The 22,780-nt window shown below is 70.6% G+C and carries 23 protein-coding genes; 18 read left to right on the top strand and 5 right to left on the bottom strand.

The window, feature by feature from the left end:
* The first annotated feature begins 4 nt into the window (after positions 1-4).
* The 3 genes from ACGFU7_RS35435 to ACGFU7_RS35425 all read left to right on the top strand — a co-directional run bounded on the left by ACGFU7_RS35435 (position 5) and on the right by ACGFU7_RS35425 (position 2,880).
* Entirely contained in the window at positions 5-679 is a 675-nt protein-coding gene (locus tag ACGFU7_RS35435) for an ABC transporter permease (RefSeq protein WP_393701490.1), read from the top strand.
* Positions 680-785: 106 nt separating this feature from the next.
* Positions 786-1,763 carry an ABC transporter substrate-binding protein gene (locus ACGFU7_RS35430; protein ID WP_393701488.1) on the top strand — a complete coding sequence of 326 codons (978 nt, stop codon included), beginning with the start codon at positions 786-788 and terminating at the stop codon, positions 1,761-1,763.
* 106 nt (positions 1,764-1,869) lie between these two features.
* Positions 1,870-2,880 carry a hypothetical protein gene (locus ACGFU7_RS35425; protein WP_393701486.1) on the top strand — a complete coding sequence of 337 codons (1,011 nt, stop codon included), beginning with the start codon at positions 1,870-1,872 and terminating at the stop codon, positions 2,878-2,880.
* Between the two features lie 24 nt (positions 2,881-2,904).
* Here ACGFU7_RS35425 and ACGFU7_RS35420 read toward each other — a convergent pair whose 3' ends face one another.
* Together ACGFU7_RS35420 and ACGFU7_RS35415 are read right to left on the bottom strand one after the other, a co-directional pair.
* Positions 2,905-4,047: an NADH-quinone oxidoreductase subunit D gene (locus ACGFU7_RS35420; RefSeq protein ID WP_393701485.1), complete on the bottom strand. Its 1,143-nt coding sequence runs from the start codon at positions 4,045-4,047 to the stop codon at positions 2,905-2,907.
* Positions 4,048-4,120: 73 nt separating this feature from the next.
* Positions 4,121-5,104 (bottom strand): SAM-dependent methyltransferase, encoded by a 984-nt coding sequence (locus tag ACGFU7_RS35415; RefSeq protein ID WP_393701483.1) that lies wholly within the window; start codon positions 5,102-5,104, stop codon positions 4,121-4,123.
* A gap of 96 nt (positions 5,105-5,200) precedes the next feature.
* On the opposite strand from ACGFU7_RS35415, the gene ACGFU7_RS35410 reads away from it, so the two are divergent.
* From ACGFU7_RS35410 to ACGFU7_RS35400, 3 genes are all read left to right on the top strand, one after another.
* Positions 5,201-6,409 (top strand): sensor histidine kinase, encoded by a 1,209-nt coding sequence (locus ACGFU7_RS35410; protein WP_393701481.1) that lies wholly within the window; start codon positions 5,201-5,203, stop codon positions 6,407-6,409.
* Between the two features lie 81 nt (positions 6,410-6,490).
* Complete coding sequence (locus ACGFU7_RS35405; RefSeq protein ID WP_393701479.1) at positions 6,491-7,168, top strand: response regulator; 678 nt, start codon at positions 6,491-6,493, stop codon at positions 7,166-7,168.
* Positions 7,169-7,171: 3 nt separating this feature from the next.
* The gene (locus ACGFU7_RS35400; protein WP_393701478.1) at positions 7,172-7,780 is read left to right on the top strand and encodes an AAA family ATPase; all 609 of its coding nucleotides are present in this window, start codon (positions 7,172-7,174) and stop codon (positions 7,778-7,780) included.
* A gap of 12 nt (positions 7,781-7,792) precedes the next feature.
* Here ACGFU7_RS35400 and ACGFU7_RS35395 read toward each other — a convergent pair whose 3' ends face one another.
* On the bottom strand, positions 7,793-8,905 hold the full coding sequence (locus ACGFU7_RS35395) for a DUF5937 family protein (protein WP_393701546.1): 1,113 nt from the start codon (positions 8,903-8,905) through the stop codon (positions 7,793-7,795).
* Between the two features lie 105 nt (positions 8,906-9,010).
* Here ACGFU7_RS35395 and ACGFU7_RS35390 point away from each other — a divergent pair, with 105 nt between their 5' ends.
* On the top strand, positions 9,011-9,289 hold the full coding sequence (locus ACGFU7_RS35390) for a hypothetical protein (RefSeq protein ID WP_393701477.1): 279 nt from the start codon (positions 9,011-9,013) through the stop codon (positions 9,287-9,289).
* Positions 9,290-9,358: 69 nt separating this feature from the next.
* On the opposite strand, the gene ACGFU7_RS35385 is transcribed toward ACGFU7_RS35390, so the two are convergent.
* On the bottom strand, positions 9,359-10,609 hold the full coding sequence (locus tag ACGFU7_RS35385; RefSeq protein WP_393701476.1) for a threonine aldolase family protein: 1,251 nt from the start codon (positions 10,607-10,609) through the stop codon (positions 9,359-9,361).
* 188 nt (positions 10,610-10,797) lie between these two features.
* On the opposite strand from ACGFU7_RS35385, the gene ACGFU7_RS35380 reads away from it, so the two are divergent.
* From ACGFU7_RS35380 to ACGFU7_RS35335, 10 genes are all read left to right on the top strand, one after another.
* Entirely contained in the window at positions 10,798-11,748 is a 951-nt protein-coding gene (locus ACGFU7_RS35380) for a Rossmann-like and DUF2520 domain-containing protein (RefSeq protein WP_393701474.1), read from the top strand.
* The gene (panC, locus tag ACGFU7_RS35375; RefSeq protein ID WP_393701473.1) at positions 11,745-12,833 is read left to right on the top strand and encodes a pantoate--beta-alanine ligase; all 1,089 of its coding nucleotides are present in this window, start codon (positions 11,745-11,747) and stop codon (positions 12,831-12,833) included. Before ACGFU7_RS35380 ends, panC begins: the two co-directional genes overlap by 4 nt.
* Positions 12,830-14,575 (top strand): L-aspartate oxidase, encoded by a 1,746-nt coding sequence (locus tag ACGFU7_RS35370; RefSeq protein ID WP_393701471.1) that lies wholly within the window; start codon positions 12,830-12,832, stop codon positions 14,573-14,575. The genes panC and ACGFU7_RS35370 overlap by 4 nt, the downstream gene beginning before the upstream one ends.
* Positions 14,576-14,577: 2 nt before the next feature.
* Entirely contained in the window at positions 14,578-15,621 is a 1,044-nt protein-coding gene (nadC, locus tag ACGFU7_RS35365; RefSeq protein WP_393701469.1) for a carboxylating nicotinate-nucleotide diphosphorylase, read from the top strand.
* Complete coding sequence (locus ACGFU7_RS35360; RefSeq protein ID WP_393701468.1) at positions 15,621-16,418, top strand: type III pantothenate kinase; 798 nt, start codon at positions 15,621-15,623, stop codon at positions 16,416-16,418. Before nadC ends, ACGFU7_RS35360 begins: the two co-directional genes overlap by 1 nt.
* A gap of 138 nt (positions 16,419-16,556) precedes the next feature.
* Positions 16,557-17,135, top strand: coding sequence for a hypothetical protein (locus tag ACGFU7_RS35355; RefSeq protein ID WP_393701544.1), 579 nt, complete (start codon positions 16,557-16,559; stop codon positions 17,133-17,135).
* 61 nt (positions 17,136-17,196) lie between these two features.
* Complete coding sequence (locus tag ACGFU7_RS35350) at positions 17,197-17,376, top strand: hypothetical protein (RefSeq protein ID WP_327274509.1); 180 nt, start codon at positions 17,197-17,199, stop codon at positions 17,374-17,376.
* Between the two features lie 110 nt (positions 17,377-17,486).
* Entirely contained in the window at positions 17,487-17,966 is a 480-nt protein-coding gene (locus ACGFU7_RS35345; protein WP_393701466.1) for a BlaI/MecI/CopY family transcriptional regulator, read from the top strand.
* A gap of 9 nt (positions 17,967-17,975) precedes the next feature.
* Entirely contained in the window at positions 17,976-18,533 is a 558-nt protein-coding gene (locus tag ACGFU7_RS35340; RefSeq protein ID WP_393701465.1) for an amino-acid N-acetyltransferase, read from the top strand.
* Positions 18,534-18,677: 144 nt separating this feature from the next.
* Positions 18,678-19,013 carry an Lsr2 family protein gene (locus ACGFU7_RS35335; RefSeq protein WP_327368168.1) on the top strand — a complete coding sequence of 112 codons (336 nt, stop codon included), beginning with the start codon at positions 18,678-18,680 and terminating at the stop codon, positions 19,011-19,013.
* Here the strand turns inward: ACGFU7_RS35335 and ACGFU7_RS35330 are convergent.
* Positions 18,992-19,603 carry an SCO3374 family protein gene (locus ACGFU7_RS35330; protein WP_393701463.1) on the bottom strand — a complete coding sequence of 204 codons (612 nt, stop codon included), beginning with the start codon at positions 19,601-19,603 and terminating at the stop codon, positions 18,992-18,994. The genes ACGFU7_RS35335 and ACGFU7_RS35330 overlap by 22 nt on opposite strands.
* Positions 19,604-20,031: 428 nt before the next feature.
* Between ACGFU7_RS35330 and ACGFU7_RS35325 the strand changes: the two genes are divergently transcribed.
* Positions 20,032-22,560, top strand: coding sequence for an ATP-dependent Clp protease ATP-binding subunit (locus ACGFU7_RS35325; protein WP_327368166.1), 2,529 nt, complete (start codon positions 20,032-20,034; stop codon positions 22,558-22,560).
* Positions 22,561-22,780: the final 220 nt, after the last annotated feature.

Here is a 22,780-nt window from a genome sequence, read left to right as displayed (position 1 = left end):
AACCATGGGAGTTCTCGGCGAGGCCTGGACCTGGCTCACCACCGGCGCCAACTGGTCGGGGGAGAGCGGGGCGGCCCACCGGCTCGGTGAGCATCTGTACGTCAGCGGCGTCGCGCTCGCCCTGGCCTGCGCCATAGCCCTGCCGATCGCGCTGTACCTCGGGCACATCGGGAAGGGGGGCGCGCTGGCCGTCAACATCTCGAATGTGGGGCGGGCGATCCCGGTCTTCGCGGTGCTGGCCCTCTTCATGGTCTCGCCGCTGCGCAACGCCGGATATGTGCCGACGATCATCGCGCTGGTGCTGTTCGCCGTGCCGCCGCTGCTCACCAACGCCTATGTCGGGATGACGGAGGTCGACCGGTCGGTGGCCGAAGCGGCGCGGGGCATGGGAATGTCCGGGGGCCAGCTCTTCGTACGGGTCGAGCTCCCGCTGGCCTACCCGATGATCATGACCGGGCTGCGCTCGGCCGCGGTCCAGGTGGTCGCCACGGCGACGATCGCCGCGATGGTCGGCCAGGGCGGTCTCGGCCGGATCATCACCGCCGGGTTCAACACGTACAACACGCCGCAGGTGGTCGCGGGGGCGCTGCTGGTCGCCGTGCTCGCCCTGCTGGTGGAGGCGGTGCTGGTGGGCCTGGACCGGATGCTGTCACCGCTGCGCCGCCGCCGGACGGCATGACCGCCCGGCATGACCGCCCGTCGGGCCACGTCATCGCACCCCCTCGATCCCCGATCCCCGGATCCCATCTCAAACAGACCCTGTTGCTGTGGACGGAGAACAACTCATGAGCAAGACCTCGCGAATAGCGGGCGCGGTCATCGGCATGGTCGCGCTGGCCGGCTCGCTCGCCGCCTGCGGTGGCGACAGCCTGGAGAAGGACAAGGGGGGCTCGGCATCCTCCGGCGACTCCGGCAAGAAGGGGTCGCTCGTCGTCGGCGCGGCCTCCTTCACCGAGTCCAAGGTGCTCGCGGAGCTGTACGCACAGATCCTGGGCGACGCCGGATACAGCACCTCGGTCACCACGGTGGCCAACCGGGAACTGTACGAACCGTCCCTGGAGAAGGGCGAGATCGATGTCGTCCCCGAATATGCCGCGACGATCGCCGAATTCCTCAATGCCAAGGTGAACGGGGCGAAGGAAGCCGAGAAGAAGCCGGTCGCCTCCGGTGACGCGGCCGCCACGGTCGCGGCGCTGGAGAAGCTCGCCACCCCGCGCGGGCTGAAGGTGCTCCCGGTCGGTGGGGCCGTCGACCAGAACGCCTTCGCGGTGACCAAGGAATTCGCCGACAAGAACAAGCTCAAGACCCTTTCCGATCTCGGCAGGTCGAAGGCCGAAGTGAAGATCGCGGCGGGCGACGAGTGCGAGGTGCGGCCGTTCTGCGCACCGGGCCTGAAGAAGACGTACGGCATCAATGTCACCGGTATCGACCCCAAGGGAGTCGGTACGCCGCAGTCCAAGCAGGCCGTCAAGGACGGCAAGGACCAGCTGGTCCTCACCACCACCACGGACGCGGTGCTGGACAGCTACGGCCTGGTGTTCCTGGAGGACGACAAGAAGCTCCAGAACGCGGACAACGTACTGCCGGTCGTCAATGCCAAGGACGCGGGTTCCCAGGACATTGCCGACGCACTCGGCAAGCTCACCAAGGCCCTCACGACCGAGGACCTTGCGGAGCTGAACCGCAAGGTCGACGCCGAGCGCGCAAAGCCCGCCGATGTGGCCAAGGACTATCTGCAGTCGAAGGGCCTCATCAAGAAGTAGGGATTGGGGGGATCGGGGGCCGTCGGGTAACCGGTCAGGTAACCGGCCGGGAACAGATTGGCGGGCGGCCCCCCAAGCGCCCCGTACACACGGTAAATTTCAGGCCATGCCACGTGGACGTCATCGCCATTCGCCACCTCTGCACAGAATCCTTCCGTCTTCGGCCGTCGTCGGAGCCTCGATCCTCTGTGCCGCGGGCGCCTGGCTGCTCGCCGAGCCCCTGGTCCTGCGCGGTCTGGTGGCCGCCGCGGCGGCCGCTGCCGTGACCGGTGCGTATCTGATGCGCAGCTGGGACCGGGAAGCGGGCCGTCGTGTCGCGGAGCTGACGCGTGCCCGCGCCGGCGACGAATGGCGGGCCGAAGAGCGCATGGCCGAGCTGGAGGCCGACCTGGAGGAGTCGCGGGAGCTGCGCGTACGGCTGGAGACGAAGCTGCGCCGCAAGCGCGTGGAGCTCGCCGGTCTGCGCGGGGAACACGCCGCGCTGCTGCGGCGGTACGCCAACGCCGAGACCGAGCGGGCCAGCGCGCTGGAGGGCCGCAGGCAGCTCGCGCTCGAAGCCGCCGCGCCCCGGGAACTGCCCGCCGCACGCAGCACACCGACACCGTCCGCCTATCTGCGTGCCGCCCAGGCGCTGGAGGACCTCTCGCGCAACGGGGCACTCCAGGAGGCGCGCCGCACCGCCGAGCAGGCCAGGAAGCGGGATCTCGCGGAGCGGGCCCGGGAGGCGGAGGAGCGGCAGGGGAAGCACGCGGCGGCAGCGGACACGTCCGGGGTGCAGCACCTGCGCCCGACGGCCGCCCTTCCCGCGACCCGGCCGTCCGCCGCGCTGCCCGCGGCGCGCACCGTGCCGGCCGCCAGTGCCGTCGCTCCGTACGCGGCGTCCCGCCGTCATCTGGTGCCGCAGGGCAGCTTCGACTTCTTCGGTACGCAGAAGGCGCGCGCCGCGATCGAGTCCGTGCAGAACGAGGACCTCGCGGACGTGGTGGGCGAGGAGGTGCTGGCCGCGCACCGCACGGGCACGGCCGAGAACCGGGCCGTCGGCAAGGTCATCGACCTGACCGCGCACGACGAGACCGAGCAACTGGACGTGGCGGAGCTGCGCAGCGCGATCTCGTAGGCACGCACCTGCTGCGCAGCGCGCCTACTTGTCGATGTCGCCGACGACGAAGAAGAGCGAGCCCAGGATCGCCACCATGTCGGCGACCAGCGTGCCCGGCAGCAGCTCGGTGAGCGCCTGGATGTTGTTGTACGAGGCGGAGCGGAGCTTCAGCCGGTACGGGGTCTTCTCGCCCTTGGACACCAGGTAGTAGCCGTTGATGCCGAGCGGGTTCTCGGTCCAGGCGTACGTGTGGCCCTCGGGGGCCTTCAGCACCTTGGGCAGCCGCTGGTTGATCGGACCGGGCGCCAGACCGGCCATCCGGTCCAGGCAGGCGTCCGCCAGATCCAGGGCGTTGTGCGTCTGCTCCAGCAGGCACTCGAAGCGGGCCAGGCAGTCGCCATCGGTCCGGGTGACGACCTTGAGGGTGTCCTGGAGCTCCCCGTACGCGAGATACGGCTCGTCGCGCCGCAGATCGAAGTCGACCCCCGAGGCGCGGGCGATCGGCCCGGACACCCCGTAGGCGTGCACGGTCTCGGCGGACAGCACGCCCACACCGCGGGTACGGCCCCGGAAGATCTCGTTGCCGAGCACCAGGTCGTCGTACACGTCCATCCGGGAGCGGACCGAGGCGATGGCGTCCCTGGCGCGGCCGAGCCAGCCCGCGGGGAGGTCCTCCTTGAGGCCTCCGACCCGGTTGAACATGTAGTGCATCCGGCCGCCGGATGCCTCCTCCATCACGGCCTGGAGCTCCTCGCGCTCGCGGAAGGCGTAGAACACCGGGGTGATCCCACCGAGTTCGAGCGGGTACGAACCGAGGAACATCAGATGGTTCAGGACCCGGTTCAGCTCGGCGAGCAGGGTGCGCGTCCAGACCGCGCGCTCCGGGACCTCCATGCCGAGCATGCGCTCGACGGCCATCACGACGCCCAGCTCGTTGGAGAACGCCGACAGCCAGTCGTGGCGGTTGGCGAGCATCACGATCTGCCGGTAGTCGCGGGCCTCGAACAGCTTCTCCGCGCCGCGGTGCATGTAGCCGATGACCGGTTCGGCGTGCTGGATGCGTTCGCCGTCGAGGACGATGCGCAGACGGAGCACGCCGTGGGTGGAGGGGTGCTGGGGGCCGATGTTGAGCACCATGTCGGTGCTCTCCGCTGCGCCGCCGATGCCGACTGTCGTCTCCGTCATACGGCCAGTATTCCCTGAACGTCCGGGGCACTGCCCCGGGCCCTGCGCCTCGATCGCCGGCGGGGCCGGTTCTTCAGCCCCGCCGTTGCATCAGCCAGCCGAAGTCGCCCAGGCCGCCCCGGGCCGTCAGTTCCGCTGCCTCGCCTGCCGAGGCGAGGGCCCGTACGTATCCGGCCGGGTCGGTCGACGCCAGGGCCAGCGGTGGGCGCTCGCCGTTGATGCCGAGGTGGCGCAGCGCCTCGCGCTGCGTCAGCACCTCGGGCGGTGCGCCGGCCCCGGCGTCCACCGCCGCCGCGCACGCGTCCAGCGCCACATGCGAGGTGAGGTCGCAGCTGCCGTCCGGCACCGGCCGCACCTCGCGGCCGGACCGGAAACCGGTCAGCGTGCCGAAGGGCGGCCGCGCCTCCCGTACGTGGGCGTAGTCCACCGCCACCGCGAGCCCCCCGGCCAGTGTGGACACCGCCCGTGCCCAGGCCTCGTCGCGCGGGCGGCCGATCTCCGCGCGGCTGCCCGGTCCGGCCGACGGCCACCAGCGGCGCAGCCACTCGGCGTCGGCCCCGGTCACCGGCTCGCCCAGCCGTTCCGTACCGTCCGCCGTCCGGACGAGGACATACCGGTCGACGCCGTCCGCGTCCGTCTCGGCGACGTCGGTCGGGACGTTGTCCAGCCACTCGTTGGCGAACAGCAGACCATGCGTCCCCGGCGGCGGTTCGGCGCACCATTCGATCCGGGGGTCCAGACCGGCCGGCCGGGCGGCGATCTCCACGGCGTACGCCCTTACGGCGAGACCGTCGGCGCCCACGGCCGGCAGCTCCGCCAGCACCCCCGTCAGCAGTTCTCCCCGCCCCGCCCCCAGGTCCACCAGGTCGACCGAGCCGGTGCCGAGCTCCCGTGCCGTCGTGACCAGCAGCCGGGCGACGGCGGAGGCGAACAGCGGGGATACGTGGACAGAGGTACGGAAGTGGCCCGCGGGTCCTTCGAGGCTCCGGTAGAACCCCCCGTCTCCGTACAAAGCGGTCTCTGCCGCCTCCTGCCACCCACGCCACTCATCCGTCACGTTTCCAAGTCTCCACCTTGGGGAGTACGGTCCCTGCAGCTGGATCGACCCTTCGGCTGACCCATGCACCTACCGCCTGTCCCTACGCTGGGTTACGTGCAGCGCCTCTACGACTTCATCCGCAGACACCCGACGGGCGTCGACAGCTTCTGGGCTGTCTTCCTCCTCGGGCTCTCCGGCGTGCAGATGGCGGCTGACCACGCCGGCCGGACCAGCATGGAGCGCATCGCGGCCGTGCCGATCGTCATCGGCCTCTGTCTTGTCGTCGCACTGCGCCGACGAGCGCCCGAGAAGATGCTGCTGCTCGCCGTGGCGCTGGGCGTCGCGCAACTCGTGTCCGGCGTCGGACCGAACATCGCGAACTTCGCCATGCTGGTGATCACCTTCACCGTGGCCACCGTCGGGGAGCGCTGGGCGTCCAGGCTCGCGCTGGTCTGCAGCCTGAGCGCGGCGGGTCTCTCCCAGCTGCGCTGGCAGCAGGACGCACCACGGAGCAGCTGGCCCGAACAGGTCTTCGTCGTCATCGTCATGACCGTGCCGTTCGTGCTCGCCTGGGTGCTCGGCGACTCGATGCGGACCCGGCGCGCCTACTTCAGCCAGCTGGAGGAGCGCGCGGCCCGGCTGGAGCGGGAGCGCGAGGCGCAGTCGAAGGTCGCGGTGGCCGCCGAGCGGGCCCGTATCGCCCGCGAACTCCACGATGTCGTCGCGCACAACGTCTCGGTGATGGTGGTGCAGGCCGACGGTGCGGCGTACGTCATGGACGCGGCCCCCGACCAGGCCCGGCAGGCCCTGGAGACCATCTCCAGCACCGGCAGGCAGGCCCTCGCCGAGATGCGGCGGCTGCTCGGGGTGCTGCGGACCGGTGACGTGAAGGAGAGCGGGGAGTACGTCCCGCAGCCCGACGTCGAGCAGATCGAGGACCTCATCGAGCAGGTCAGGCAGACCGGACTGGCCGTCGACTTCAAGATCGAGGGCACACCTCGCCCGCTGCCCAGCGGGGTCGAGCTGACCGCGTACCGCATCGTGCAGGAGGCCCTGACCAACACCCGTAAGCACGGCGGTCCGGACGCCGGGGCGAGTGTGCGGCTGGTCTACTTCGACGACGGGCTCGGGCTGCTGGTCGAGGACGACGGGCGGGGCGCGGCGCACGAGCTGTACGAGGACGGCGGCGCCGACGGCGCGGGCCACGGAATGATCGGTATGCGCGAGCGGGTCGGCATGGTCGGCGGCACGCTGGACGCCGGGCCGCGGCCCGGCGGCGGGTTCCGGATCAGCGCACTGCTGCCGCTCAAGCCGGCCCACTAGATCTTCGGACAGACTTCGGACTTTCTGCAGGACAGACAGACAGATAGAACAGAGCAGGACAGACAGGAGACAGGACCCCTCATGGCGATCCGCGTGATGCTCGTCGACGACCAGGTGCTGCTGCGCACCGGCTTCCGGATGGTGCTCGCCGCCCAGCCGGACATGGAGGTCGTGGCCGAGGCCGGTGACGGCGCGGAGGCGATCGAGAACCTGCGCTCCACCGCCGTCGATGTGGTGCTGATGGACGTGCGTATGCCGAGGCTGGACGGCGTCGAGGCCACCCATCGCATCTGCGCGCAGCCGGATGCGCCCAAGGTGCTCATCCTGACCACGTTCGACCTCGACGAGTACGCCTTCTCCGGGCTGAAGGCCGGGGCCAGCGGCTTCATGCTCAAGGACGTGCCGCCCGCCGAACTGCTCGCCGCCATCCGCTCCGTGCACAGCGGCGACGCCGTCGTCGCCCCGTCCACCACCCGCCGGCTGCTCGACCGTTTCTCACCGATGCTGCCGAGCGGCAACAGCGAACCGCAGCACAAGGGCATCGGCAAGCTCACCGAACGCGAACGCGAAGTGATGCTGCTGGTCGCGCAGGGCCTGTCGAACGGCGAGATCGCGGCCCGTCTGGTGCTCTCCGAGGCGACCGTGAAGACGCACGTGGGCCGCATCCTGACCAAGCTGAGCCTGCGGGACCGGGTGCAGGTCGTCGTCCTCGCATACGAGACGGGGCTGGTCAGGGCCGGCGGGGGCGGGGCGGGCTGACCCGTGGGAGCGCTGCTCTGGATCAACGGGCCGTTCGGCGGCGGCAAGACACACACGGCGTACGAGCTGAACCGGCGGCTGCCCGGCAGTGTGGTCTGCGACCCCGAGCACGTCGGGTTTGGGCTGCACCGGATGCTGCCGCCCGGACTGCGCGGTGACTTCCAGGATCTGACGGCCTGGCGCGACGGCGTACGCGAGGTGCTGGAACTGGCGTTGCGGGGTCATCCGGGGCCGGTGATCGTCCCGATGACGCTCGTCGACCCCGGCTACTTCGCCGAGATCATCGGGCGGCTGCGCGACGACGGGCACACGGTGCACCACTTCGCGCTGCTCGCCGAGCGGGCCACGGTGCTGCGCCGGCTGACCGAACGCGGGCTCGGGCGCGGGCTGAAGCGGGAGAGTTTCGCCGTGGCGAAGCTGGATCACTGCCTTGAGCGGCTCGCGGCGCCGGAGTTCGCCGAACACATCGCCACCGACCGGCTGACGATCCCGCAGGTCGCCGACCGGATCGCCGGATCGGCGGGGCTGACCGTGCTGCCGGACAGGGACAGCGCGCTGCGGCACCGGGTGCGGCGTATCTGGACGGGGATCAAGCACATCCGCTTCGACTGAACCGGCCGCGGCTCAGCGCAGGATGCCCTCCAGGAAGTCGCTGCCGAGCCGCGCCACCACGGTCAGGTCCAGCTGGTGCAGCACGTACCGGCCGCGCCGCCGGGTGGTGACCAGGCCCGCCTTCTTCAGCACCGTGAGATGTCGGGAGACCTCGGGCGGCGTGATGCTGTGCGAATCGGCGAGTTCACCGGTCGTGTACGGGGAACGGGCGAGGTTGCGGCACAGGCGCATCCGCATCGGGTGGGCCAGCGCCTCCATGCGTAGCTGGAGCAGCTCCACGGAGGCGGGGGAGGGGAGCTCGGGGCGGTGCACCGGGTAGTGGATCACCGGGCGCCAGCCCGGCGCGTGCAGCACCATCAGGTGCGGCCAGCCGAAGGTGGACGGGATGAGGGTGAGCCCGGGGCCGGCGGCGGGGTCGGCCGCGTTGGTCCGGCCCTCGGTCAGCTTGTCGGCGCTGATCCGGGTCCCGGCCTCGTCGAGCGACAGCGCCGGGGACACCGCGCCCATCGCCTCGTCGAGACCCTTGCGCCGCAGCAGATCCGTCTTGTGCCGGGCGTCGGCGACCAGCTGGACCTGCACCCGCCGCCAGGTGTCGGCGAAGAACGCCTGGTCGCAGTCCTCGAACAGGCGCCGGACCCAGCGGCGTACGGAGACGGGGTCGGCCAGCAGCTGCTTGGTGAACTCCAGCTGCTGCGGGCCGCGCGTCGCCGCCATGTCCAGGGCGCGGGCGCGCATCGTCGCGTCGCTGAGCGGGGAGGGCGCGCCGATCCCGTACAGGCTGTTGCAGGTGAACTCCAGGGCGGCGGAGACGAACCGGTCGTCGTCCAGCCGGTCGAGGATGTCCAGGTCCTCGGCGAGGTTCGCCCCCGTCCTGCCGTTGCCGCCACGGACACCGGCGAACGGCATGAAGATGTCCGAGAACGTGTTGCGCCAGAGGAACTCGGCTTCATGCAGCCGGTCGGCGAGATCGGGCTCCAGCGCGCTGGTGGTGGCCGTCGCCCAGCCGTGGAGGCCCGGGTGGTGCCCCGGCTCGGAGAGGGCGTGCAGGGCCAGCCCCAGCTCGGCGAGGGGAGAGGTCTCGAAAACGATGCGCTCGGGCGCCAGCCCTGCGATGTCGATGTGCACGCTCACCCCTCCATAGTGCGGGGTGCGCGCAGAAGGCCACGCGCCATTTGACGGTGGTCGTCAATCGACGGGCCGGACGAGCCGGGACCGGCCCACGCTGAGGTCATGGACGCCATTCAGCAGCACATGATCGACAGCTATCGCGCAGCTCAGCGGGGCGAATTGCCGCCGCCGCTGCCGGGCCGGCACGACTGGGGGGTGGTGCGCGAGGCACGCGACCGACGCCGCTTCGACGCGGTGATCGCGGGCCGCCCGGCGCGCCGCCGTTGGCGGACGGCGCTGCGGGCCCTGTTCACCCGACGCCACCGCACCAGCCGGTCCGGCACTCCCGATCGGTCCGGCATTCCTGGCCGGTGTGGCAACTCCAGCCCGTCCGGCGTTTGAGGACGGAACGGTCCGCGTGGGGGCCCGGGGCGAACGTGGCCGGCCCCGGGCCGGCCCGGCGAACCCCCGTCACGCCAACCGCTGCACGAACTCCCGCACAGCCCCGCGCACATCCCCCGCCGTCCACTCCAGCCCTTCCCGCCCCACCGTGACCTCGGTGAACGACACCCCGGGCGGCCCGGCAGCCGCCGGGTGCCATTTACGGAAGAGCACCACGCCCGTCTCCTCCGCCTGCCGCACCGACGCCTCCGTCAGGACGTCCGCCTCGTACGGCAGCCACACCTGGAACTGGTGCGTGTGCGGCGGTTCCGGATGCACCCGGAACCAACCGACGTCCGCCGCCGAGAAGCCCTCGGCCAGCGCCCCGGCCACCACCTTCGCCTGTGCCACGTACGAAGACAGCTGCGGCAGCTCCTGCTCCAGGCCGATCAGGGCGGCGAGCGCCGCAGGGAACTGCTGGAAGAGCTGCCCGCCGTACCGGTGGCGCCAGGTGCGGGCCTCCTCGATCAGCGACTCGGGACCGGCCAGCGCGGCCCCGGAGATTCCGCCGAGCGTCTTGTAGAACGACACGTACACACTGTCCGCGAGCGCCGTGATCTCCGGCAGCTTCCGCCCGAAGTGGGGGGCGCACTCCCACAGCCGCGCGCCGTCGACGTGCACCACTGCATCCCGTTCCCGCGCGGCCGCCACCACGGCCTCCAGCTCCTCCCACGTCGGCAGGACGAAACCGGCATCGCGCAACGGCAGCTCCAGCATCATCGTGCCGAACGGCTCGGCGAAGTCACGGATCTCCTGCGCCGTGGGCAGCCGGGGCTCGGACGTCGGATGGACGGTACGCAGCCCGCTCACCGCCTCGAGCGCGCCGCGCTCGTGCACCTCGGGGTGGGCCAGGGGATGCAGCGCCACCGTGGAATTGCCGGTCCGCCCGGCCCAGCACCGCAGCGCGACCTGCTGCGCCATCGTTCCCGTCGGGAAGAACGCGGCGGCCTCCATGCCCAGCAGGTCCGCGATCCGTTTCTCCAGCTCGGCGACGACGCCGTCGCCGTAGATGTCCGCGGGGCGGTCGAGATCGGTGACCGACCCGGCCCCGGCCGCCAGCGCGGCCAGCCGTTCGCCGAGCGGGAGGTTCATGGGCGGCCTGATCAGGGCCCGCTCAGCCGCGTGCCAGGCGTTCAGCCTGCGCAGACGCTGCGCATCCTCCTGCGACTGCTCCGACTGCTCCGACTGCTCCAACCGCTCCGGCCCCTTCGCGCCGCTCCGCGCCCCGTCCTGCCGCTGCCGCTGTCGTGCCTGCTCATCCGTGTCTGCCCTGTCTGCCATGGGACGATCATCACGCAGAGCGCAGCTCGGGCCCACACAATTCCCGGGCCCACCCGGGCCCGGGCCGAGCCCCCGCCGGACTTTTCCCACAGGCTGTGGACAGCCAGGAGTCTGGACGAAACGCTGGCGTAGCATGCAGAGAAATCGTCCGGTACCCCCCGCGGACTGGAACGGAAGGCCACCGCCGCGTGAATGCAACAGCCCCCAAAGAGCCCCTCGACGCGAGGGACCGCCCCGCCCGCCTCACGGTCGGCGTCGTGGGCGCGGGCCGCGTCGGCCCCGCTCTCGCCGCGTCCCTGCAGCTCGCCGGGCACCGACCGGTAGCCGTGTCGGGCGTCTCCGACGCGTCCGTGCGCAGGGCCGCCGCCCTGCTCCCCGACGTACCGCTGGTGCCGCCCGCCGAGGTCCTCGCACGCGCCGAGCTGGTGCTGCTGACCGTCCCCGACGACGCCCTGCCCGGCCTGGTCGAGGGCCTTGCCGAGACCGGCGCGGTGCGGCCGGGACAGCTGATCGTCCACACGTCGGGGCGGTACGGGACGAAGGTGCTGGACCCGGCTCGGCGGGCCGGCGCCCTGCCGCTCGCCCTGCACCCGGCGATGACGTTCACCGGCACCTCCGTCGACGTCCAGCGGCTGGCCGGCTGCTCCTTCGGCGTGACCGCCCCCGAGGAGCTGCGGCTCGCCGCCGAGGCGCTGGTCATCGAGATGGGCGGCGAGCCCGAATGGATCGCGGAGGAGTCCCGCCCGCTCTACCACGCGGCGCTCGCCCTCGGCGCGAACCACCTGGTCACCCTGGTCGCCCAGTCGATGGAGCTGCTGCGTACCGCCGGGGTCGCCGCCCCCGACCGGATGCTCGGCCCCCTCCTCGGTGCCGCGCTCGACAACGCCCTGCGCTCCGGCGACGCCGCCCTGACCGGCCCCGTGGCCCGCGGTGACGCCGGCACGGTTGCCGCGCACATCGGCGAGCTGCGCAGGCACGCTCCGCAGGCCGTGGCCGGCTATGTCGCGATGGCCCGCGCCACCGCCGACCGCGCACTCGCCCACGGCATGCTCAAGCCGGAGCTGGCCGAGGACCTGCTCGGAGTCCTGGCCGATGGTGCCGGCACCACGGGCGGCACCGGATCACAGGAGCCCCGATGACAAACAGGACCGGCAGGCCCGGCACGCCCGGCACCACCCGCACGCCCGGCACGCCCCACCCCGCCGCCCCGCCCGGCACCGCCCCTGCGGCCACCCTTCTCCGTACGGCCGCCGAACTCGCCGCGTTCGCCCCCCTCAAGGGGCAGCGGGCCGTCGTCATGACCATGGGTGCGCTGCACGAGGGCCACGCCACCCTGATCCGCACCGCACGCGCGGCCGCGGGCCCGGACGGCCAGGTCGTCGTCACCGTCTTCGTCAACCCGCTCCAGTTCGGCGAGGCAGCCGACCTGGAGCGCTACCCCCGTACCCTCGACGCCGATCTCGCCGTGGCCGGCGCCGCAGGGGCGGACGCGGTCTTCGCGCCGTCCGTCGACGAGGTCTACCCCGGTGGCGAACCGCAGGTCCGGATCTCGGCGGGCCCCATGGGCGAGCGGCTCGAAGGGGCCTCGCGTCCCGGGCACTTCGACGGGATGCTCACCGTCGTTGCCAAGCTCCTCCACCTCACCCGCCCCGACGTCGCGTTCTACGGGCAGAAGGACGCCCAGCAGCTGGCGCTGATCCGCCGCATGGTGCGCGATCTGAACTTCCCCGTGGAGATCGTCGGCGTGGAGACGGCCCGCGAACCGGACGGCCTCGCGCTCTCCAGCCGCAACCGCTTCCTGGACGCCGAGGAACGGCACACCGCCCTCGCCCTGTCCCGGGCCCTGTTCGCGGCGTGGGACAGGCTCGCCGCCCAGCAGGCGCTGCACGCCCGCGCGCAGACCACCGCGGCGACCACCGGCAGGGCAGCCGCGCTCACCGCGCTCGGCGAGACCCGCGCGGCCGCCGACACCCAGGCGGTGGCGCTGGCCCGCCCCGTGGACGGACCCGTGGCGGTACGCGCCGCGGCGCAGTTGATCCTCGACGACGCGGCCGCCGAACAGCCGCCGCTCGCCCTGGACTACCTCGCGCTCGTGGACCCGGCCGACTTCACCGAGATCCCCGACGACCGCACCACCGGTGACGCGATCCTCGCCATCGCCGCGAAGGTCGGCAAGACCCGCCTCATCGACAACATCCCGCTGACCTTCGGAGCCACCACGTGACCGGAATACGGCTGACCGCCCCCGCCCCCGGCTGGTCCATCGACGCCGACGTCGTGGTGGTCGGCTCCGGCGTGGCCGGTCTCACCACTGCGCTGCGCTGCGCGGCCGCGGGCCTTGCCACCGTCGTCGTCACCAAGGCCCGCCTCGACGACGGCTCCACCCGCTGGGCGCAGGGCGGCATCGCGGCAGCCCTCGGCGAGGGCGACACCCCCGAGCAGCATCTGGACGACACCCTGGTCGCGGGCGCGGGCCTGTGCGACGAGGCCGCGGTGCGGACCCTGGTCACCGAGGGCCCCGACGCCGTACGCCGGCTGATCGAGACCGGCGCCCACTTCGACACCACGGACAGCGGCGACATCGCGCTGACCCGCGAGGGCGGCCACCACCGCCGCCGTATCGCCCACGCGGGCGGCGACGCGACGGGTGCCGAGATCTCCCGCGCCCTGGTCGAAGCGGTCCGCGAAGCCGCCCTGCACACCGTCGAGAACGCCCTCGTCCTGGATCTCCTGACCGACGACGAAGGCCGTACCGCGGGCGTCACCCTGCACGTCATGGGCGAGGGCCAGCACGACGGCGTCGGCGCGGTCCGTGCTCCCGCGGTGGTCCTCGCCACCGGCGGCATGGGCCAGGTCTTCTCCGCCACCACCAACCCGCCGGTCTCCACCGGCGACGGCGTGGCCCTGGCACTGCGGGCCGGTGCGGAGGTCTCCGACCTCGAATTCGTCCAGTTCCACCCGACCGTCCTCTTCCTCGGCGCCGACTCCGAAGGCCAGCAGCCCCTCGTGTCGGAAGCGGTACGGGGCGAAGGTGCCCATCTCGTCGACGCGTCCGGTACGCGCTTCATGGCCGGGCAGCACGAACTGGCGGAACTGGCCCCGCGCGACATCGTCGCCAAGGCCATCACGCGCCAGATGAAGCTGCACGGCACCGAGCACATGTATCTCGACGCCCGCCACTTCGGTGCCGAGATGTGGGAACAGCGCTTCCCCACGATCCTGGCGGCCTGCCGCGCCCACGGCATCGACCCGATCACCGAACCCATACCGGTCGCCCCCGCCGCGCACTACGCCTCCGGCGGCATCCGCACCGACCTGCGGGGACGTACGACCGTGCCCGGCCTGTACGCCTGCGGCGAGGTCGCCTGCACCGGCGTGCACGGCGCGAACCGGCTGGCGTCCAACTCCCTCCTGGAGGGCCTCGTCTTCGCCGAGAGCATCGCGGCGGACATCGTCGAGGACCGGCCCAGCGCGGGCGCCGCGACAACCGGCACCCTTCCCGCCCCTTCGCCGCTGCTCGCCCCAGAGACACGCGGCACGATCCAGCGGATCATGACCCGGGGCGCCGGAGTCCTCCGCTCCGCCGAGAGTCTGGCCGTCGCCGCCGAGGAGCTGGAGGCCCTGCACAACAGTGCTGCCGAGGCCGCCGGGGCCGCCGAGCCCAAGGTCGCGGTGCCCGGCGTCGAGGCGTGGGAGGCCACCAACCTGCTCCTCGTCTCGCGCGTCCTGGTCGCCGCCGCCCGCCTGCGCGAGGAGACCCGCGGCTGCCACTGGCGCGAGGACCGGCCCGAGCGCGACGACGAGAACTGGCGCCGCCACCTCGTCGTCCGGCTCACCCCGGAGCGTCAACCGGTCCTCCGTCGGACGGAGACCGAGGCATTCGGGCCCGTACGCCCGGCGCAGGCACCAGACTGCGCAGCAGCAGCACCCCCGATTCAGCCCGCCGACGTCACCGAGGAGCCGTAACCGTGAGCACGCCCGAAGAGAATCCGCGCCCCACACCCGTGGACGTACCGCTGATCCAGATCGGCGCGCCCGCCCCGTCCGCGGGCGGCTGCGGTGACGGCTGCGGCTGCGGCGGGGACGAGTTCTACGAGCTCGACCCCCTGGAGTGCGGCCTCGACCCCGCCCTCGCCCAGCTCCTCGCCGACGCGGGCCTGGACCCGGTGCAGGTCGAGGACGTCGCGCACGTCGCCATCGAGGAGGACCTCGACGGCGGTGTCGACGTCACCACCGTCGCGACCGTCTCCGAGGACGCCGTGGCCACCGGTGACTTCACCGCCCGTGAGGCGGGCGTCGTGGCCGGTCTGCGTGTCGCCGAGGCCGTCCTGTCCATCGTCTGCACGGACGAGTTCGCGGTCGAGCGCCATGTCGAGGACGGCGACCGCGTCGCCCCCGGGCAGAAGCTGCTGACCGTCACCACCCGCACCCGCGACCTGCTCACCGGCGAGCGCAGCGCACTCAACCTGTTGTGCAGGCTCTCCGGCATCGCGACCGCCACCCGCGCCTGGGCCGATGTGCTCGAAGGCACGAAGGCCAAGGTCCGCGACACCCGCAAGACCACCCCGGGCCTGCGCGCCATGGAGAAGTACGCGGTGCGCTGCGGCGGCGGCGTCAACCACCGCATGTCGCTGTCGGACGCGGCGCTGGTCAAGGACAACCACGTCGTCGCGGCGGGCGGCGTGGCCGAGGCCTTCAAGCGGGTACGGGATGAGTTCCCGGACGTACCGATCGAGGTCGAGGTCGACACCCTGCAGCAGGTCCGCGAGGTCCTCGACGCGGGCGCCGACCTGATCCTGCTGGACAACTTCACCCCGCTGCAGACGGCCGAGGCGGTCGCCCTGGTCGGCGGCCGCGCGGTCCTGGAGTCCTCCGGCCGGCTCTCCCTCGACACCGCACGCGCCTACGCGGAAGCGGGCGTCGACTACCTGGCCGTCGGCGCGCTCACCCACTCCTCGCCGATCCTCGACATCGGCCTGGACTTCCGCGCCACCGACGGGGCCGGGGTCTGATGCTGCTCACCATCGATGTCGGCAACACCCACACCGTCCTCGGCCTGTTCGACGGTGAGGAGATCGTCGAGCACTGGCGGATCTCCACCGACGCCCGCCGCACCGCGGACGAGCTCGCGGTGCTGCTCCAGGGTCTGATGGGCATGCACCCGCTGCTCGGCGAGGAGCTGGGCGACGGCATCGAGGGCATCGCGATCTGCTCCACGGTCCCGGCCGTCCTGCACGAGCTGCGCGAGGTGACCCGCCGCTACTACGGCGACGTTCCCGCCGTCCTCGTCGAGCCGGGCATCAAGACCGGGGTGCCGATCCTGATGGACAACCCGAAGGAGGTCGGCGCGGACCGCATCATCAACGCGGTCGCCGCAGTCGACCTGTACGGCGGTCCGGCGATCGTCGTCGACTTCGGCACGGCCACCACCTTCGACGCGGTCTCCACCCGCGGTGAGTACACCGGCGGTGTCATCGCCCCCGGCATCGAGATCTCGGTCGAGGCGCTGGGCGTCAAGGGCGCCCAGCTCCGCAAGATCGAGCTGGCCCGGCCGCGCAGCGTGATCGGCAAGAACACCGTCGAGGCGATGCAGTCCGGCATCATCTACGGCTTCGCGGGACAGGTCGACGGTGTCGTCGCACGGATGAAGAAGGAACTGGCGGCCGACCCCGACGACGTCACCGTCATCGCGACGGGCGGCCTTGCGCCGATGGTGTTGGGCGAGTCCTCCGTCATCGACGAGCACGAGCCCTGGCTCACCCTCATCGGTCTGCGTCTGGTGTACGAGCGGAATGTGTCCCGGATGTAGCGGATACGGGGCGTACCTGCGGGAACGGTTCGGCGGAACAGGGGCAGCCGCCGCGCCGCCGACTGCCAGTTAAGCCGATTTTGTCCATTTAGCACGTATTGTCGCGTCATGCCCACGCCTTACGGATCACGCGGCGGTATGGCGTTCAGCGCGGACGAGCTGCGTGTGCTCCGACGCGTCCTCGCCAACGCCCTTCACCCCACGCCCCTGCCCGACGAGGACGTCCAGGACTGCCTGCGGCTGGCGGGCGCCGTGGACGAGGCGGTCGGCGAGGCGGGACGGCTGCGCACGTTCCTCCTCGCCGACCTCGTCCGCTACCGCAACGCCCTCCCCGGCTCCGTCAGCGGCTATCTGGAGCTTCTCCAGGACGCCCTGGCGGGCGGATACGACCCCCGTCCCGATGACCTCGCCGCGCTGCGCGCCCTGCGCCACAGACCGGTGGCCGCGGCGCTCCTGGAGCGCTGCCAGATGCTCGCGGAGCGGTCGGTGCGAGCCCGCCTCGCCGGACGTGCCGCGCCGGCAACGGCCCCCGCGCCCCGCAGCAGGCTTCTTGCCCTGCCCGGCGGCCGGGCGGCCGACGCCGAACCCGAACGGCCGAAGACCCCGGAGGCTCCGCCCCGGCCGGCCCCGCCGTCCGAGCGCCCGGCGCCGAAGCCCTCAGAGGTCTTCCCGCCGCGCCGCCCGGTCCCGCCACCGCAGCAGTGGGCCGCGGGATAGCCGCGCCGCAACGCGGAGGGGGTGCGCGGAAGTCCGTACCGGCCTCGCTACTCTGGACGCCATGGACTACGTATCCGCGCTTGTGCCCCCCGTGGTGATGGCCGCCTTCTTCATCGGCCTCGTCGTGACGATCGTCAAGAGCCAGGGCGGTCCCAACAAGGCCAAGGAGGACGCGGCCGTGGACATGGCGATCGGCCGCGCCGAGTCGGTCCAGCAGGCGCCGCGTACCGACGGCGTCTGATTCTCCGGTACCTCGCAGCACACGAAGGGCGCATGACTTGTCAAGAGTCGTGCGCCCTTTTGCTGCGTAAATAGCCGAGCATTCCCGGCATCTGGCACTAAAGTGACATTGTGCCCCGCCAATTGGGAGATCTGGAAGACGCCGTGATGACGCGGGTCTGGCAATGGAACCGTCCGGTCACCGTGCGAGAAGTCCTTGAGGACCTTCAGCGGGAACGCTCCATCGCCTACACCACCGTCATGACGGTAATGGACAATCTCCATCAGAAGGGCTGGGTGCGCAGGGAAGTCGACGGCCGCGCATATCGATATACGGCGGTCTCCACCCGCGCCGCCTACTCGGCCGCGCTGATGAACGAAGCCTGGTCGCACAGCGACAACCCCGCCGCCGCTCTTGTCGCCTTCTTCGGCATGATGTCCGCCGAGCAGCGCGAGGCCCTCCAGGACGCCATGCGGATCGTTCTGCCCAACCTGCACGATGAAGCGGTCGATGAACCGGCTGATGAACCGGCCGGAGAAGCAACCGAAGATCCGGCCGAAGATCTGGCCGAAGATCCGGCCGATGACGCGGGCCAGGAGACCGGGCGATAGCGTCTGGCTATGTCCTCAGAGCTTCCGCATACCGATTTCCGTACCGAACCGTCGGTTATAAACGTGGCCATCACCGTCCGCCGTGCCAGGACCAGCGATGTGGCATCGGTCCGCGGTCTCCTCGACGGGTACGTGCGTGAAGGCATCCTGCTCGACAAAGCAACGGTGACGCTTTACGAGGACATCCAGGAGTTCTGGATCGCAGAACGCGACGAGGACGCCCGGGTCATCGGCTGCGGCGCACTGCATGTGATGTGGGAAGACCTCGCCGAAGTGCGTACTCTCGCGGTCGATCACAGCATCAAGGGTGCCGGAGTCGGACATCAAGTCCTGGACAAGTTGTTGCAGACCGCCCGTTGGCTGGGCGTACGGCGGGTTTTCTGTCTCACCTTCGAAGTCGACTTCTTCGCGAAGCACGGCTTCGTCGAGATCGGAGAGACACCGGTCGACGGAGATGTCTACAGCGAGCTGCTGCGTTCCTATGACGAGGGTGTAGCAGAGTTCCTGGGTCTCGAACGAGTGAAGCCGAACACCTTGGGCAACAGTCGGATGCTTCTGCACCTGTGACCGCCACAAGAAGCCGTAGCCCTATGTCCGAATCGCGCATGTTTCCCGTCTTCTCGGGATCCTGAACCTCTCCCGGGGGTTTGTGTTTTCCGGGGAAAAGCGGTTTCCTTTCCGCGTACTGCATTTTCGATGAAAGGAAATCCGGTGGCACAGAAGGTTCAGGTCCTTCTTGTCGATGACCTCGACGGCGGCGAGGCGGACGAGACAGTCACGTTCGCGCTGGATGGCAAGACGTACGAGATTGACCTCACCACGACCAACGCGGACAAGCTCCGTGGTCTTCTTGAGCCGTACACCAAGGGTGGCCGGCGTACGGGCGGCCGTGCAGCGGCCGGCCGCGGCAAGGGCCGCGCCGTTACGGGTGGCAACAAGGACACCGCGGAGATCCGTAAGTGGGCGCGCGAGAACGGCCACAATGTGAATGACCGCGGCCGTGTTCCCGCGGAGATCCGTGAGGCTTACGAGAAGGCCAACGGCTGAGCTGTCGACTCATCGGTCGACCGCCCCGTTCGGGCGCGCATCAACCGGGCCCGGTGGCATTCCGTCGCCACCGCGTCCACGAGCCGTACGAGATCGGGAGCATCCCCACCCCTGCTCCCGAGGCCGACCAGGGCCGGGAGCTCCGGCTCTCCCTCGTGCCGCAGCCCGGGGGGCCGCAGCCATACGGCGGCCCCCGACCGGCCCGCCACCCGACCGGGCGGCGTCGGTGCAGTGATCCGACCGCCCGTACCGATGGCGGTCAGTGAGAGGGCGACCCCGCCCCACTCCAGCCAGTCGAGCAGCCCGGGCAGCTCGTCGGTGCTTCCCGCTGCCACCAGCAGGCTCATCCGCGTGCCCGTCAGCGCCACCGGTCCGGTGCGGCCCACCCGCCGCAGCGCCGCATGGCCGGCGGCCGCAGGTACCTCCAGGACGTCGAACCGCAGACCGGTCAGCAACCGCGGCACCGGCGTGGTGCCCTCCGTTGCCCAGCCGAGCTCGCGCTCGTACCACTGCGCCCACCGCGTGCACTCGGCGTGACCTTCCCGCTCGTCGGCGAGCGACGGCAGGAGAGGAGGGACGGTGATGGCCATGTCAGAAGAACGGCCGAGCCGCCCCAAGAGTTACGCAGAGTCCGCATGCGGGTGCCCGCTGTGTCCGGGATGGGGGCGTAGAGACGTATTCGGGAGCGCGAAGATGTTCGCCCGTAGCGGAGGGAACCGGCGTGCGCCGCATGGACTGTCTGTAATTGCGGGTAAGACATCCCTAGTGGGGAGGGGCGACACGCAGGCTCGGGCATCTCGCGTTCGCCATCGGCGTACTGGCGAAAGGGGTATCTGCCTGGCCTGCGGGAACATCGTCTCGCACCATCGGGTTGGAGCAGATGTCGGCGTTCGGGGCAGGAGGCCAAGGACGGTGTCGGCAGTTGGAATGAGCGGTCCCCGCTTGCGGGACTAAGCTGCGGAAGGACAGGGAGGGGACCGACCCCTTACTGCCTGACCGCTCTGAGGAGCGATTAACGATGTTCGAGAGGTTCACCGACCGCGCGCGGCGGGTTGTCGTCCTGGCTCAGGAAGAAGCCCGGATGCTCAACCACAACTACATCGGCACCGAGCACATCCTCCTGGGCCTTATCCACGAGGGTGAGGGTGTCGCCGCTAAGGCCCTGGAGAGCCTCGGGATTTCGCTCGAGGCGGTCCGCCAGCAGGTGGAGGAGATCATCGGCCAGGGCCAGCAGGCCCCGTCCGGGCACATCCCCTTCACGCCCCGGGCCAAGAAGGTCCTGGAGCTGTCGCTCCGCGAGGCCCTCCAGCTCGGCCACAACTACATCGGCACCGAGCACATCCTGCTCGGCCTGATCCGCGAGGGCGAGGGCGTCGCAGCCCAGGTCCTCGTGAAGCTGGGCGCCGACCTGAACCGGGTGCGGCAGCAGGTCATCCAGCTGCTCTCCGGCTACTCGGGCGGCAAGGAGGCGGCAACCGCGGGCGGCCCCGCGGAAGGCACGCCCTCCACATCCCTGGTGCTCGACCAGTTCGGCCGGAATCTCACCCAGGCCGCTCGCGAATCCAAGCTCGACCCGGTCATCGGGCGCGAGAAGGAGATCGAGCGGGTCATGCAGGTGCTGTCCCGCCGTACCAAGAACAACCCGGTTCTCATCGGCGAGCCCGGCGTCGGCAAGACGGCGGTCGTCGAAGGACTGGCGCAGGCCATCGTCAAGGGCGAGGTGCCCGAGACCCTCAAGGACAAGCACCTCTACACCCTCGACCTCGGTGCGCTGGTCGCCGGCTCCCGCTACCGCGGTGACTTCGAGGAGCGCCTGAAGAAGGTCCTCAAGGAGATCCGCACCCGCGGCGACATCATCCTGTTCATCGACGAGCTCCACACCCTGGTGGGTGCGGGCGCCGCCGAGGGCGCGATCGACGCCGCCAGCATTCTCAAGCCCATGCTGGCCCGCGGCGAGCTGCAGACCATCGGTGCCACGACGCTCGACGAGTACCGCAAGCACCTGGAGAAGGACGCCGCTCTCGAGCGCCGCTTCCAGCCCATCCAGGTCGCGGAGCCGTCGCTGCCGCACACCATCGAGATCCTCAAGGGTCTGCGCGACCGCTACGAGGCCCATCACCGCGTCTCCATCACGGACGAGGCGCTGGTCCAGGCCGCGACGCTGGCGGACCGGTACATCTCGGACCGCTTCCTGCCGGACAAGGCGATCGACCTGATCGACGAGGCCGGTTCCCGGATGCGAATCCGCCGGATGACCGCGCCGCCGGACCTCCGCGAGTTCGACGAGAAGATCGCAGGCGTCCGCCGCGACAAGGAGTCCGCGATCGACTCGCAGGACTTCGAGAAGGCCGCGTCCCTGCGCGACAAGGAGAAGCAGCTTCTCGCCGCGAAGACCAAGCGCGAGAAGGAGTGGAAGGCCGGCGACATGGACGTCGTGGCCGAGGTCGACGGCGAGCTGATCGCCGAAGTCCTGGCCACCGCGACCGGCATCCCGGTCTTCAAGCTGACGGAGGAGGAGTCCTCCCGTCTGCTGCGCATGGAGGACGAGCTCCACAAGCGCGTCATCGGCCAGAAGGACGCCATCAAGGCCCTCTCGCAGGCGATCCGCCGGACGCGAGCCGGTCTGAAGGACCCGAAGCGCCCCGGTGGCTCGTTCATCTTCGCCGGTCCGTCCGGTGTCGGTAAGACGGAGCTCTCCAAGACGCTCGCCGAGTTCCTCTTCGGCGACGAGGACGCGCTGATCGCCCTCGACATGTCGGAGTTCAGCGAGAAGCACACGGTTTCCCGCCTCTTCGGTTCTCCCCCCGGCTACGTGGGTTACGAAGAGGGCGGCCAGCTCACCGAGAAGGTGCGCCGCAAGCCGTTCTCCGTCGTCCTCTTCGACGAGGTCGAGAAGGCCCACCCCGATATCTTCAATTCCCTGCTCCAGATTCTGGAAGACGGTCGTCTGACCGACTCCCAGGGCCGGGTCGTGGACTTCAAGAACACGGTCATCATCATGACGACCAACCTCGGGACCCGGGACATCTCGAAGGGCTTCAACCTGGGCTTCGCCGCCCAGGGTGACGTCAAGACGAACTACGAGCGGATGAAGGTCAAGGTCAACGAAGAGCTCAAGCAGCACTTCCGGCCCGAGTTCCTCAACCGTGTCGACGACACGGTCGTCTTCCACCAGCTCACCGAGGAAGACATCATCCAGATCGTCGACCTCATGCTGGCCAAGGTGGACGAGCGCCTGAAGGACCGCGACATGGGCATCGAGCTCAGCTCGGAAGCCAAGTCGCTCCTGGCGAAGAAGGGCTACGACCCCGTGATGGGCGCCCGGCCGCTGCGCCGGACGATCCAGCGCGAGATCGAGGACATCCTCTCCGAGAAGATCCTCTTCGGTGAGCTGCGCCCCGGTCATATCGTGGTCGTCGGCACCGAGGGCGAGGGTGAGGAGAAGAAGTTCACCTTCCGCGGCGAGGAGAAGTCGGCGCTGCCCGACGTCCCCCCGATCGAGCAGGCGGCAGGCGGCGCAGGCCCGAACATGTCGAAGGACGTGTAAGGACGCGCCCGAGCGGCTGAGCATCTGAAGGGGCTGCCCCGGAACCGTGAGAAACGGTCCGGGGCAGCCCCTTTTGTCGTGCCGTCGTGCCGCCGTGCCGCTGTGCCGCTGTGCCGCCGTGCCCGCGGGTGCCGCCGTGCCGCCGTGCCCGCGGTGCTGTCGTCTGTGGCGCACATCGAGGCCTTCGCCGCCGATGAGTGGCCGTTGAGCGCGGCCGGCT

The organism is Streptomyces sp. NPDC048473 (assembly GCF_043200155.1).
GTDB lineage: Bacteria > Actinomycetota > Actinomycetes > Streptomycetales > Streptomycetaceae > Streptomyces.
Note: the sequence above shows the minus strand (reverse complement) of the source record. Positions and strands in the feature narration are given on the sequence as shown.